General features: G+C 45.0%; 13 protein-coding genes. 12 read left to right on the top strand and 1 reads right to left on the bottom strand.

The window, feature by feature from the left end:
• Positions 1 to 2 precede the first annotated feature (2 nt).
• The 11 genes from nuoH to LVJ85_RS00645 all read left to right on the top strand — a co-directional run bounded on the left by nuoH (position 3) and on the right by LVJ85_RS00645 (position 11,007).
• On the top strand, positions 3 to 1,052 hold the full coding sequence (nuoH, locus tag LVJ85_RS00595) for an NADH-quinone oxidoreductase subunit NuoH (protein WP_244740570.1): 1,050 nt from the start codon (positions 3 to 5) through the stop codon (positions 1,050 to 1,052).
• A gap of 166 nt (positions 1,053 to 1,218) precedes the next feature.
• The gene (locus tag LVJ85_RS00600; RefSeq protein ID WP_085356624.1) at positions 1,219 to 2,016 is read left to right on the top strand and encodes a cation transporter; all 798 of its coding nucleotides are present in this window, start codon (positions 1,219 to 1,221) and stop codon (positions 2,014 to 2,016) included.
• A gap of 160 nt (positions 2,017 to 2,176) precedes the next feature.
• Positions 2,177 to 2,656 carry an NADH-quinone oxidoreductase subunit NuoI gene (gene nuoI / locus LVJ85_RS00605; protein ID WP_009115726.1) on the top strand — a complete coding sequence of 160 codons (480 nt, stop codon included), beginning with the start codon at positions 2,177 to 2,179 and terminating at the stop codon, positions 2,654 to 2,656.
• A gap of 12 nt (positions 2,657 to 2,668) precedes the next feature.
• Positions 2,669 to 3,328, top strand: coding sequence for an NADH-quinone oxidoreductase subunit J (locus LVJ85_RS00610; RefSeq protein ID WP_244740573.1), 660 nt, complete (start codon positions 2,669 to 2,671; stop codon positions 3,326 to 3,328).
• Positions 3,325 to 3,630, top strand: coding sequence for an NADH-quinone oxidoreductase subunit NuoK (gene nuoK / locus LVJ85_RS00615; protein ID WP_009115728.1), 306 nt, complete (start codon positions 3,325 to 3,327; stop codon positions 3,628 to 3,630). Before LVJ85_RS00610 ends, nuoK begins: the two co-directional genes overlap by 4 nt.
• Before the next feature lie 17 nt (positions 3,631 to 3,647).
• Complete coding sequence (nuoL, locus tag LVJ85_RS00620; protein ID WP_085364293.1) at positions 3,648 to 5,666, top strand: NADH-quinone oxidoreductase subunit L; 2,019 nt, start codon at positions 3,648 to 3,650, stop codon at positions 5,664 to 5,666.
• Between the two features lie 183 nt (positions 5,667 to 5,849).
• Positions 5,850 to 7,370: an NADH-quinone oxidoreductase subunit M gene (locus LVJ85_RS00625; RefSeq protein WP_085364292.1), complete on the top strand. Its 1,521-nt coding sequence runs from the start codon at positions 5,850 to 5,852 to the stop codon at positions 7,368 to 7,370.
• A 9-nt stretch (positions 7,371 to 7,379) separates the two neighbouring features.
• Positions 7,380 to 8,822: an NADH-quinone oxidoreductase subunit NuoN gene (gene nuoN / locus LVJ85_RS00630; RefSeq protein ID WP_244740575.1), complete on the top strand. Its 1,443-nt coding sequence runs from the start codon at positions 7,380 to 7,382 to the stop codon at positions 8,820 to 8,822.
• Positions 8,823 to 8,930: 108 nt separating this feature from the next.
• Positions 8,931 to 9,230 (top strand): DUF2818 family protein, encoded by a 300-nt coding sequence (locus tag LVJ85_RS00635; RefSeq protein ID WP_115134105.1) that lies wholly within the window; start codon positions 8,931 to 8,933, stop codon positions 9,228 to 9,230.
• Positions 9,231 to 9,283: 53 nt separating this feature from the next.
• Positions 9,284 to 10,408, top strand: a complete 1,125-nt coding sequence (gene proB, locus LVJ85_RS00640; protein ID WP_244740578.1) for a glutamate 5-kinase — start codon at positions 9,284 to 9,286, stop codon at positions 10,406 to 10,408.
• 212 nt (positions 10,409 to 10,620) lie between these two features.
• A complete protein-coding gene (locus LVJ85_RS00645) occupies positions 10,621 to 11,007 on the top strand; it encodes a hypothetical protein (RefSeq protein WP_244740581.1) in 387 nt (128 codons plus the stop codon).
• A gap of 18 nt (positions 11,008 to 11,025) precedes the next feature.
• Here the strand turns inward: LVJ85_RS00645 and udk are convergent, their stop codons facing one another.
• Entirely contained in the window at positions 11,026 to 11,661 is a 636-nt protein-coding gene (gene udk, locus LVJ85_RS00650) for a uridine kinase (protein ID WP_244740583.1), read from the bottom strand.
• 139 nt (positions 11,662 to 11,800) lie between these two features.
• On the opposite strand from udk, the gene LVJ85_RS00655 reads away from it, so the two are divergent.
• Positions 11,801 to 12,661, top strand: coding sequence for a ParB/RepB/Spo0J family partition protein (locus LVJ85_RS00655; RefSeq protein ID WP_244740585.1), 861 nt, complete (start codon positions 11,801 to 11,803; stop codon positions 12,659 to 12,661).
• Positions 12,662 to 12,902 lie beyond the last annotated feature (241 nt).

Below are 12,902 nucleotides of genomic sequence, written 5' to 3' on the forward strand. Positions count from 1 at the left end.
TCATGCAGGAATGGTTCCAAGCCTTGTTGGGTAATGAGATCGGCTTAATCGTTTCGATTGTGCTGAAAATCGTGATTATCTTGATCCCGTTGATTTTGACGGTGGCGTATCTTACCTACTTCGAGCGTAAGGTAATCGGCTATATGCAGCTGCGCGTCGGCCCGAACGTAACCGGCCCGTTTGGTTTGATTCAGCCGTTTGCCGACGTGTTGAAGTTGCTGTTTAAAGAAGTTACCCGCCCCAAACTGTCGAATAAGGCATTGTTTTATATCGGCCCGATGATGTCGCTGATGCCTGCGTTTGCAGCTTGGGCGGTGATTCCGTTTTCTGATGAATGGCTGCTGACCAATGTGGATGCGGGTTTGCTGTATATTCTGATGATTACTTCTCTGTCCGTATATGGTGTGATTATTGCGGGTTGGGCTTCCAACTCCAAATATTCGTTCTTAGGTGCCATGCGTTCTTCAGCCCAAACCATTTCTTATGAAATTGCCATGGGTGCGGCATTGGTATGTGTGGTAATGGTTTCGGGCAGCATGAATTTCAAAGAAATTGTTGCCAGCCAAGCCCAAGGCATTGCCGGCGGTTCGATTTTCTCTTGGAACTGGTTTGCTTTGTTCCCCGTATTCATCGTGTATCTGATTTCCGCCGTAGCCGAAACCAACCGTGCACCGTTCGACGTTGCCGAAGGCGAGTCGGAAATCGTGGCAGGTTTCCATGTGGAGTATTCGGGCTTTGCATTTGCCCTGTTCTTCCTTGCCGAATATATTTTCATGATTCTGATCGGTGCGCTTACCGCCATCATGTTCTTAGGCGGTTGGCTGTCTCCGTTCCCGCAAAGCTGGGGCATGATCGGTACGCCGAGCGCATTTTGGATGTTCTTGAAAATGGCCTTTATCCTTTACGGCTATTTGTGGATTCGTGCCACTTTCCCGCGTTACCGTTACGACCAAATCATGCGTTTGGGCTGGAAAGTGCTGATTCCGGTAACCTTTGTGTGCATCGTATTGCTCGGCTTGTGGATGATTTCGCCCCTAAGCCTATGGTCGTAGTTGATGAGATTACATTGAAATTTGAAAGCTTACCGTTAATCGTATGTAATAAGTATCTTGAGACAAGAGAGTGTGTTTTTTTCTATTGAAAAAGATTGCAAAATAACAAAGCTGAAGGTGCTTTTGTGTATTGATAGATTAGTCATTTATCATGTGGAGAGGAAGTATGGTTTTACAAAAAACTGTTTTTCGTATCGCACAAATGGATTGTTCTTGTGAAGAGCAGTTAATTCGCATGAAATTAGATGATGTGGTTGAAGTTAAAAAACTTCAGTTTAATTTATCAAATAAAACTTTAACGGTGTACCATGAAGATGGTGGTAAATCTGTTTTAGAACATCTACAAACATTGGGTTGGGACATTCAATGTATTGAGCACACGCGGGTTGATTCAGTAGAGATTCCTGTTGAGCAACAACAGAAAAAGTTGTTGTATGTGGTGTTAGTCATTAATTTTGTGTTCTTTCTGATTGAAAGTATTGCAGGGTGGTGGTCACACTCAGTAGGTTTGATAGCAGATAGTTTGGACATGTTGGCAGACAGCTTAGTTTATTTTATGGCTTTATTGGCTGTGGGTAAAAGTACGATTTATAAGAAAAATATTGCGTATTGGGCTGGGTGGTTTCAGATAACTTTAGCTGTAATGGGTCTTATAGAAGTGTTAAAACGATTTTGGGATTTTGAGATGTTACCTGATTTTAAAATGATGATGTGGGTGTCATGTTTGGCTTTAATGGCTAACGTAGTGTGTTTGTATTTATTGCGCCAAAATGGTAGTCAAGAAGAACATATGCAGGCTAGTATGATTTTTACTTCTAATGATGTATTGGTAAATTTGGGAGTGATTGTGGCAGGTGCTTTGGTATTATGGTGGCAATCACCCTATCCAGATTTGATTGTTGGTGTCATTGTATTTGCATGGGTAATTTTAGGTGCAATTAGAATATTGAAATTGGCACGATGAATAGAACGAAGCATTTGACGGCAGTCGGTTGAATTTTTATGCAGAAAAATTTTTGAAGAAATATTATGGAAGTGATTTGTTTAATAAACAGTTTTTTATTAACCAAGATAAATTTTTAATTAAAAGAAAGCTATCCGCAACAATAGGGTAGGGTGTAATTATGGCAAATTTAGTCAAAACCTTCCTGCTAGGCGAATTGGTAAAAGGCATGGGTGTTACGCTCAAAAACTTTTTCGCCCGCAAAGAAACCATTATGTTCCCCGAAGAAAAAACGCCGCAATCCGTGCGTTTCCGCGGCCTGCATGCCCAGCGTCGCTATCCGAACGGGGAAGAGCGCTGCATTGCCTGCAAACTGTGCGAAGCGGTTTGCCCGGCAATGGCGATTAATATCGAATCGGAGCAACGCGAAGACGGCAGCCGCCGTACCACCCGTTACGATATCGATTTGACCAAGTGCATTTTTTGCGGCTTTTGCGAAGAAGCCTGCCCGACTGATGCCATTGTGGAAACCCATATTCTCGAATACCACGGTGAGAAGCGCGGCGATTTGCACTACACCAAACCCATGCTGCTGGCGATTGGCGACAAATACGAAGCCGAAATTGCCAAGCGCAAAGCTGCTGATGCACCTTATCGCTAAAGGAGTAGAACAATGACTTTTTCTCTGATTATGTTCTACGTATTGGCAGCCATTATTTTATTTGGTGCGGTAAAAACCGTTACTGCAAAAAACCCTGTACACGCTTCTTTGTATTTGGTGCTCACTTTCTGTATGTCGGCCATGATGTGGATGCTGATGCAGGCTGAGTTTCTCGGTATTACGTTGGTGGTAGTGTATGTGGGTGCCGTAATGGTGCTGTTCCTGTTCGTCGTAATGATGCTGAACATCGACATCGAAGAAATGCGTGCCGGTTTCTGGCGTAATGCTCCGGTGGCTTTCACAGTAGGTGTGCTGATGGCCGTTGCGTTAATCATGATTTTGATTGCACCTGATACTAATTTGGCAGCATTCGGCTCTATGAAAGACATTCCCGCCGATTACAGCAACGTACGTGATTTGGGTACCCAAATTTACACGACTTATCTGTTGCCGTTCGAATTAGCTGCCGTGTTGTTGGTGTTGGGTATGGTTGCCGCCATTGCTTTGGTGCACCGTAAAACGGTTAATCCGAAATACATTAATCCTGCCGATCAGGTAAAAGTGAATGCCAAAGAAGGTCGTATGCGTATGGTAAAAATGGAAGCTGTGGTACAGCAACCGTCACGACCTGAAAGCGATTCAGACGGCCAAACAGAGGAGGGCAAAGCATGATTACGATTACGCATTATTTGGTGCTGGCCGCTCTGTTGTTCGGTATTAGCGCGATGGGCATTTTTATGAACCGCAAAAACGTGTTGGTGCTGTTGATGTCGATAGAGCTGATGTTGCTGGCGGTAAATTTCAACTTTATCGCGTTCTCTCAATATCTTGGTGATACGGCCGGTCAGATTTTTGTGTTTTTCGTGTTGACTGTAGCTGCAGCCGAATCTGCAATCGGTTTGGCGATTATGGTATTGGTATTCCGTAACCGTAACACGATTAACGTAGCAGATTTGAACAGTTTGAAGGGTTAATCGGGAGAATAAGAAAAATGAACGATATGAGCTTATATCTGGCGATTGCTCTGATTCCTTTGGTCGGATCGTTGTTGGCCGGTTTGTTTGGTAATCAAATCGGCCGTAAAGGAGCACATACTGTCACCATCCTCGGCGTTGCAGTATCAGCAGTATTGTCCGGCTATGTATTGTGGGGTTTTATTAATGGAACCCGTGCAAAGTTTGACGAAAATGTTTACACATGGTTAACCATGGGAGGCATTGACTTCTCTGTAGGCTTTTTAGTCGACACACTGACTGCCATGATGATGGTGGTGGTAACATCGGTATCGTTAATGGTGCATATCTATACCATCGGTTATATGCACGATGAGAAAACAGGTTACCAACGCTTTTTCAGCTATATTTCTTTGTTTACTTTCAGCATGTTGATGCTGGTAATGAGTAATAACTTCATCCAGCTGTTCTTCGGTTGGGAAGCTGTGGGCTTGGTGTCGTATTTACTGATCGGTTTTTACTTCAAACGTGAAAGCGCAATTTTTGCCAACTTGAAAGCCTTTCTGGTAAACCGTGTTGGTGATTTCGGCTTTATTCTCGGCATCGGTTTGGTATTGGCCTATTTCGGTGGCAGTCTGCGTTATGCTGATGTATTTGCCTATCTGCCTAATGTGGTAGGTATGCAGATTTTCGGTTGGGACTTGATTACCGTAACCTGTCTGTTGTTGTTTGTCGGTGCAATGGGTAAGTCTGCCCAGTTCCCGCTGCATGTGTGGCTGCCCGATTCAATGGAAGGCCCTACGCCGATTTCTGCATTGATTCACGCGGCAACGATGGTGACTGCCGGCTTGTTTATGGTATCGCGCATGTCGCCGATTTATGAATTGTCCACAACCGCACTTTCAGTGATTATGGTGATTGGTGCAATTACTGCGCTGTTCATGGGCTTTCTTGGCACAATTCAAAACGATATTAAGCGCGTGGTGGCTTATTCTACTCTGTCGCAGTTAGGCTATATGACTGTGGCTTTGGGTGTGTCCGCTTATTCAATTGCGATGTTCCATGTAATGACGCACGCTTTCTTTAAAGCCCTGTTGTTCTTGGCTGCCGGTAGTGCCATTATCGGTATGCACCATGACCAAGATATGCGTCATATGGGCAATCTGAAAAAATACATGCCGATTACTTGGATTACCATGCTTATCGGTAATCTCTCTCTGATTGGGACTCCTCTGTTTTCCGGTTTCTATTCTAAAGATTCGATTATTGAGGCTGTGCATTTCAGCGACTTGCCGGGTAGTGGTTTCGCTTATTTTGCCGTTTTGGCCAGCGTGTTTGTTACTGCATTTTATGCGTTCCGCCAATATTTCATGGTGTTTCATGGCAAAGAAAAATGGCGTGAAATCCATCACGATCACCATTCAGACGGCCACGATGAAGAACATCATCACGGCTTAGGTAAGAACGATAATCCGCATGAAAGCCCTTGGGTAGTTACTTTGCCTCTGATTTTGTTAGCTATTCCGTCGGTGGTCATCGGTTATATCGCTATCGAACCTATGCTCTACGGCGATTTCTTTAAAGATGTGATTTATGTGAACCATGAAGCGCATCCGGTAATGGCGCAAATGAAAGAAGCCTTCCATGGTCCGTTGGCAATGGTTTCACACAGTTTGCATACGCCTGTGCTCTATCTCGCGATTGCCGGTGTTGTTGCAGCTTACGTTTTATACGTTAAAGCGCCTCACTTACCTGCAAAAATCGCGGCTGCTTTCAGCCCTGTTTATAAACTGCTTGATAACAAATACTATTTGGATACGATTTATTTCAATGTATTTGCCAAAGGTAGCCGTGCATTAGGCACTTTCTTCTGGAAAGCCATCGATACCGCCATTATTGATAATGGTTTGGTGAACGGTTCTGCCAAACTGGTTGGCGCTATTGCCGCTCAAGTCCGCAAAATGCAAACCGGTTTCATCTACACATATGCAGCCTTTATGGTGACAGGTGTGCTGGTATTAGTGGTAGCGTTTTTCTGGGGGTTATGGTTTAAATAAGGCCGTCTGAAAAGCTTGCTTAAAGAGCAACCAAACGCTTTCTATGTGAAAGCGAGAAGAATTGAACAAACGAAAGAGTGCTAAATCAGTTTTCAGATGTTTTGATGTTCTTTTCAGGTCGTTTTGAAAACTCATTTACCCGATAACAACAATTTTTATTTTGATAAACCACAGGCTATGACTATGTTTTTCAACAACCTACTCAGCTTGGCAATATGGGTACCGATTGTCGCCGGCGTACTGGTGCTTGCTACGGGTTCGGACAACCGTGCGCCGCTGGCTCGTGTGCTTGCATTGATCGGTTCGCTGGCCGGATTCTTGGTAACACTGCCTTTGTTTGCAAGGTTTGACCGTTTGAACGGCGGTTACCAGTTCCAAGAATTCCACCAATGGATTCCTGCGCTCAACATTAATTATGCTTTGGGTGTGGATGGCATTTCGGTGCTGTTTATTATCCTGAATGCTTTTATTACCCTGATGGTGGTGTTGGCAGGCTGGGAAGTTATCCAAAAGCGTGCTGCGCAATACATGGCTGCATTCTTAATTATGTCTGGCCTGATTAATGGTGCGTTTGCTGCTCAAGATGCAATTCTGTTTTATGTGTTCTTCGAAGGCATGCTGATTCCGCTGTACCTGATCATCGGTATGTGGGGTGGTCCGCGCCGCGTATATGCTTCTGTGAAGCTGTTTCTCTATACATTGATGGGTTCGCTGCTGATGTTGGTTGCTTTGGTTTATCTTTCTTACCAAACAGGTGGCAGTTTCTCTATCGTGGACTTCCAAAACCTGAAGCAGATTCCGCTGGGCGTGCAGCAGTTACTTTTCATTGCGTTTTTCCTTTCATTTGCAGTCAAAGTACCGATGTGGCCTGTGCACACTTGGTTGCCTGATGCCCACGTTGAAGCGCCGACCGGTGGTTCGATGGTACTTGCAGCCATTACTTTGAAAGTTGGTGCGTACGGTTTCTTGCGTTTTATTCTGCCGATCTTGCCTGATGCTTCGCGCTACTTTGCACCGGCGATAGTGGTGTTGAGCCTGATTGCAGTGATTTATATCGGTATGGTGGCTTTGGTACAAACCGATATGAAAAAATTGGTGGCTTATTCTTCAATCAGCCATATGGGTTTTGTAACGCTCGGTTTGTTTGCATTTGCCGGTGTTTTCAGTGGCGCAGAGTATGGCCAGTTGAACGACTGGGCGCTGAAAGGTGCGATTATCCAAATGATTTCCCACGGTTTCGTATCTGCTGCCATGTTTATGTGTATCGGTGTAATGTATGACCGCCTGCACAGCCGCAATATTGCCGATTACGGTGGCGTGGTGAATGTAATGCCTAAGTTTGCAGCATTTATGATGCTGTTTGGCATGGCTAATGCCGGTTTGCCTGCGACTTCAGGTTTCGTGGGTGAATTCATGGTGATCATGGGTGCAGTCGAAGTTAACCTTTGGATTGGTGCATTGGCTGCCATTACGCTGATTTATGGCGCTTCTTATACTTTGTGGATGTATAAACGTGTCATTTTCGGTGAGATCAAAAACCCTGAAGTACAAAAAATGCAAGACGTAAATTGCCGTGAGTTTGTGATTTTAGCTGTACTGGCGTTTGCGGTTTTGGGTATGGGTCTGTGGCCGGAACCGTTTATTGCGGTCATCCATCAGGCTGCGAATGATTTGATTGTACAAGTGGCGCAAAGCAAAATTTGAGGTGTGTGAATGAACTGGACTGATTTGAATTTAATCCCCGCCATGCCTGAAATAGTTTTGCTTTCGGCATTGGGTATAGTTTTATTGGTTGATTTATGGCTGAAAGATGAAAACCGTTATATCACGCATCTGCTAAGCCTGGCTTCATTGGTGGCCGTTGCGGCTACGCAATGGTCGGTATGGGCTCCGGGTAGTGTGGCTACTTTCAGCGGTATGTATATTGCCGACGGTATGTCGCAATTGTCTAAAATGGTAATGTATGCAGCCTTGTTTGCATTATTTGTGTATAGCAAGCCATACAATGAATCGCGCAATATCTTTAAAGGAGAGTTTTATACACTGTCGCTCTTCGGTTTGATAGGTATGAGCGTGATGGTTAGCGCAGGGCATTTTTTGACTGCGTATATCGGTCTTGAACTGTTGTCTTTGTCGCTGTATGCCATGATTGCTTTGCGTCGTGATTCGGCAAAAGCAGCTGAAGCCGCGTTGAAGTATTTTGTACTTGGTGCCTTGGCTTCCGGTTTGCTGCTTTACGGTATTTCTATGGTATACGGAGCAACCGGCTCTTTAGAGTTTGCTGCTATTCAAGAATATGTTCTTCAAGGCAATGCACATGGCTGGCTGTTGAAGTTGGGTGTGGTGTTTATCGTGGTTGCGGTTGCATTCAAATTAGGTGCTGTGCCGTTCCATATGTGGGTACCTGATGTATACCAAGGCGCACCGACTTCTGTGGCTGCTTTTATCGGTACTGTGCCGAAGATTGCCGCGGTTATCTTTGCCTTCCGTATTTTGGTTTCAGGATTGAATACGGAAAGTGCCGATTGGACGAAAATGCTGGCCATTTTGGCGGTAGCTTCGTTGATTTTGGGTAACTTGGCTGCCATCATGCAAACCAATATCAAACGTATGTTTGCCTATTCCACCATCTCTCATATGGGCTTTATCTTGCTGGCGTTTTTAGCCGGAGTGGTGGGCTTTAGTGCAGGTTTGTATTACGCCATTACTTACGTCATTATGGGTTTGGTTGGTTTCGGTGTATTGATGTTGTTGTCAAACGAATCGTTTGAATGCGAAGAAGTGAACGATTTGGCCGGTTTGAACCAACGTAATGCTTGGTATGCTCTTTTGATGCTTTTGGCGATGTTCTCAATGGCAGGTATTCCGCCGTTGATGGGCTTCTACGCTAAGTTTGCCGTAATCAAAGCATTGCTTTCCGAAGGTTATGTGTGGTTGTCGGTATTCGCTGTGCTGATGAGCTTGATTGGTGCGTTCTACTACCTGAGAGTGGTTAAAGTGATGTATTTTGATCAGCCTAGCAGCGACCATGCAATTGGCAGTAATGTTGCAACCAAGGTTTTCTTATCCATCAATGCAGCACTTTTACTGGTATGGGGTGTAATGCCGCAAAGTATGATGGATTGGTGCTTAAAAGCATTAGAGAATACGCTGTAACAGCATTGAAGCGAGTTATAAACGGCAGCCACGAAAGCTGCCGTTTTTGTTAATATGGCAACTTAAATAAATATTCAGACGGCCGTCTGAAAATATTAAGGTGTAATGATGACTTCATCTATGTATATCTTGCTGTTGTTGGCATTTATTTTTGCCAATGCGCCTTTTTTAACCCAACGTTTGCTGGGTGTGTTCAAACTTAAGCATAAGCACATCGGGCATCATTTGTTTGAGCTTTTCATAGGATTCGGCATCACGGCAGGTTTGGCTTATATGCTTGAATCACGTGCAGGCACGGTTCATCATCAGGATTGGGAGTTTTATGCAGTCGTAATCTGCTTGTATTTGATTTTTGCCTTTCCTACTTTTGTGTGGCGTTATTTTTGGCATGGCCGGAATAGGGAATAGGCCGTCTGAAAACCAACCGGTTGATATGTTTATTTTTTAGATGAAAGCTTGTTATGCAGGTAGAGAATATTTCCCACGCGCGTTTGATAGTGGTGAAAGTAGGGTCGAGTTTGGTCACTGCCGAGGGGAAAGGTATAGACCAAGCGGCGCTTAACCAATGGGCCGGTCAAATTGCTGAATTGAAGAAAAAAGGCATAGAGGTTGTGTTCGTGTCTAGCGGAGCGATTGCCGAAGGCATCAAACGCTTGGGCTGGCCGAAGCGCCCGACGGCGTTAAACGAATTACAAGCTGCAGCGGCAGTAGGGCAGATGGGTATCGCGCAAGCCTATGAAACGGCTTTTCTGCCGCATCAGGTGCATACGGCACAAATTCTTTTAACACATGAAGATTTAAGTAACCGTACCCGTTATCTTAATGCCCGCAGTACGTTGCGTACTTTGCTTGAGAAAGGCATTGTGCCTATCATCAATGAAAACGATACCGTGACCACGGAAGAGATTAAGCTCGGAGATAACGACACACTAGGGGCGCTGGTTGCCAACCTTGTTGACGCCGATGCTTTGATAATTTTGACCGATCAAAAAGGTTTATACGATAGCGATCCGCGCAAAAATTCGCATGCACAATTTATCAGCAATATTTCAGCAGAACATCCCGAGTTGGAAAATATGGCGGGCGGAGCAGGCAGCGGGGTAGGTACGGGGGGCATGTACACCAAAGTGCTGGCGGCGAAACGTGCAGCATTAAGCGGAGCGACAACCATCGTGGCTTCCGGGCGTGAACCTGACGTTCTACTGCGTTTGCTAAACGGCGAGAGCATCGGCACCTTGTTTTTCAGTGGCCACAGCCGTGTAGCAGCACGCAAACAATGGCTGTTGGGGCATGTTCAACAAGCCGGAAAAATTGTGATAGATGACGGCGCAGTCAAAGCATTAATCGAAGGCCGCCGAAGTCTGCTGCCGGTGGGGTGTGTTCGAGTTGACGGGCATTTTCATCGCGGCGAGCTGGTTGCCGTTTTGAATACCGAAGGTAAAGAAATCGCCAGAGGTTTGGTTAATTACAGTAGCGGCGAAATCGGTAAGATTTTGCGGACGCCGTCTGAACAGATTATCAGCAAGCTCGGCTATATCAATGAAGAAGAGCTGATACACAGGGATAATATGGCATTGCATTGGTAGTATCTTCAGGCCGTCTGAAAAATTCAGACGGCCTGAATGATTTTAGTGAGTAGAGTCAGATAAGATATGAAGCAGGTGCTGTATTTGCCAACGATAACTATTTGAAAATATGAAATATGCTCCTATATGAAGCGCTATGATTAATTTTGATTGATGAAAGAAGAAGCAGCGTGATTTCCCTAACTACACTTGTAATTGCCGGCGTTTTGTTTGTGATTGCTTTATTCGCGGGTTTTTTTGTTCCCCATCCGATAACTTGGTTGGTCGCGTTAATTTTGGGCGGTATTCTGTTTTTTATTCTGTTGCCGAAGTATCAAGGGCAGCAGCAGGCAATCAGTAATGGCGTGGAAGTTCAAGCCGCTGTGCAGGAAGTGAGGGAGTGGAGCAGGAAAACGGGCGACGGTAATTACATTGACCAATACGAAATCATTGCCGTTGCCCCGAATCCTGATAACGGCCAAATATATACGTTTGTCAGCCCGCCCATGGGGCAAGACCCTAAGCCTTATCTTAAAGATAGCATCACCGTTAAGGTGGATTGGTCTAACCCCAAAGCATATGTGATGGATTTGTCGTTTTTGCCTTTCAAAGTCTATTAAAGGCGATTAAAAATCCTGTTAAACCAGTTCGGGTTGCTCTTGTAACACGGTACGGATTTTCGCAATCAATACGTCAATGGCCACATTATTTTGTTCATCGCAAGGAATGATAATGTGGGCATGGCGCTTTGTAGGTTCTACAAACTGATTGTGCATCGGGCGGACTTGTTTCGTATATTGTTTGACAACAGACTCCACCGAACGGCCGCGCTCTTGGATATCGCGTAACATCCTGCGGATAAAACGCAAATCGCCGTCCGTATCTACAAACAGTTTAATATCCATCAAATTGCGGATACGCTCATCATACAGAGCCAAAATGCCTTCGATAATAATCACATCAACAGGCTCTTGGTGCTTGGTTTGCGAATGGCGCCTGTAGTTTGTGTAATCATATTGTGGAATCTCTACGGCTTTACGCTCGAGCAGCTGTTGGATATGGTTCAACAGCAAGTCGTTGTCGTAGGCTGAAGGATGGTCGTAATTCTGTTTTTTACGCTCTTCAAGCGGCAGCTCAGGTTGGTTTTTATAATAATAATCTTGTTCGATAATCGTAATCGGGCTTCCGCTGAACTCGCGGTAAATCGCTTGCGATACCGTGGTTTTACCTGATCCTGATCCGCCGGCCACGCCGATAATAATGGGCTTTTTCATAAGACAAATTTCTTGATAAACGTGCTGTTATTATAACGTGAAATGATTCGAGGTTTTCAGACGGCCGTCTGAAAGCAAGGCATGCGGCGACGTTCAATATCCGATACAATTAAGGCCGTCTGAAAAAAGGATACTTCACATGGCAAAACCAAAAGGCGGCTTGGGCCGCGGTTTAGACTCTCTTATTTCTAATAATATCGACGACGGTGGAAACGACCGTCTGACGACTGTGGCAGTATCTGACATCCAACCGGGCCGCTACCAGCCGCGCGTACAAATGGACGATGAAGCCTTGCATGAGTTAGCTGAATCCATTAAAGCGCAAGGGGTAATTCAACCTGTGATTGTGCGGGAGCGGGGGTTGTCGCAATACGAGCTGATTGCAGGTGAGCGCCGCTGGCGTGCCAGCCAGTTGGCAGGCTTGACCGAGATTCCGGTCGTGATTAAAAGCATTAGCGATGAAGCCGCGCTGGCAATGGGGTTGATTGAAAACTTGCAGCGTGAAAACTTGAACCCCATTGAGGAAGCCCGCGGCTTGAAGCGCTTGGCTGACGAATTCAGCCTAACACACGAAACCATTGCAAAAGCCGTTGGCAAAAGCAGAAGCGCGATTTCCAATAGCCTGCGCTTGTTGGGATTGCCGGAGCCTGTGCAAGATATGCTGTATCAACGCCGTTTGGAAATGGGGCATGCGCGAGCGTTGCTGACTTTGCCCGTTGTGGATCAATTATTACTGGCTCAAAAAGCAGTAAAAAACGGCTGGTCGGTTCGTGAAGTCGAGCGCCGAAGCCAAATGCTCCAACAAGGGCAGAAATCGGCGCCGTCCAAAAAAATCAACCCCGATATCCGCCGTTTAAATGAAGCGATTACCAATAAATTAGGCGTGAATGCCGAAGTGCAGAGCAGAAATCAGAAAAAAGGCAAAATTGTTTTATATTTCGATACGCCAGAAACGCTGGAAAATCTGTTACAGCAATTAGGTGTGGATTACGACTATTGAGCGTTTTTAAAGTAAAAGAGCCTATGCCAAAGGCCGTCTGAAAATTCAGACGGCCTTCACTTTAATATAAACTGCGTGTAATCAGCCGTAAAAAGGGCAGATTATTCACAAATCAACAGATAATCCGCTGTTTAATTTTTAATGTTGTGTAGTATCATGTAGTCTGGCTGTGAAAAGAAAGCAAGTTTCAGTTATATAAAACAAAACTTCAGCCGATATTTCATTGACAAAGGTTAACAAT

It is taken from the genome of Neisseria sp. Dent CA1/247, from assembly GCF_022870825.1.
GTDB lineage: Bacteria > Pseudomonadota > Gammaproteobacteria > Burkholderiales > Neisseriaceae > Neisseria > Neisseria zoodegmatis.

Excerpts from the sequence above, each read along its gene's own strand:
- nuoH (WP_244740570.1), top strand. The coding sequence starts at position 3 with ATGCAGGAATGGTTCCAAGCCTTGTTGGGTAATGAGATCGGCTTAATC.
- LVJ85_RS00600 (WP_085356624.1), top strand. The coding sequence starts at position 1,219 with ATGGTTTTACAAAAAACTGTTTTTCGTATCGCACAAATGGATTGTTCT.
- nuoI (WP_009115726.1), top strand. The coding sequence starts at position 2,177 with ATGGCAAATTTAGTCAAAACCTTCCTGCTAGGCGAATTGGTAAAAGGC.
- LVJ85_RS00610 (WP_244740573.1), top strand. The coding sequence starts at position 2,669 with ATGACTTTTTCTCTGATTATGTTCTACGTATTGGCAGCCATTATTTTA.
- nuoK (WP_009115728.1), top strand. The coding sequence starts at position 3,325 with ATGATTACGATTACGCATTATTTGGTGCTGGCCGCTCTGTTGTTCGGT.
- nuoL (WP_085364293.1), top strand. The coding sequence starts at position 3,648 with ATGAACGATATGAGCTTATATCTGGCGATTGCTCTGATTCCTTTGGTC.
- LVJ85_RS00625 (WP_085364292.1), top strand. The coding sequence starts at position 5,850 with ATGTTTTTCAACAACCTACTCAGCTTGGCAATATGGGTACCGATTGTC.
- nuoN (WP_244740575.1), top strand. The coding sequence starts at position 7,380 with ATGAACTGGACTGATTTGAATTTAATCCCCGCCATGCCTGAAATAGTT.
- LVJ85_RS00635 (WP_115134105.1), top strand. The coding sequence starts at position 8,931 with ATGACTTCATCTATGTATATCTTGCTGTTGTTGGCATTTATTTTTGCC.
- proB (WP_244740578.1), top strand. The coding sequence starts at position 9,284 with ATGCAGGTAGAGAATATTTCCCACGCGCGTTTGATAGTGGTGAAAGTA.
- udk (WP_244740583.1), bottom strand. The coding sequence starts at position 11,661 with ATGAAAAAGCCCATTATTATCGGCGTGGCCGGCGGATCAGGATCAGGT.
- LVJ85_RS00655 (WP_244740585.1), top strand. The coding sequence starts at position 11,801 with ATGGCAAAACCAAAAGGCGGCTTGGGCCGCGGTTTAGACTCTCTTATT.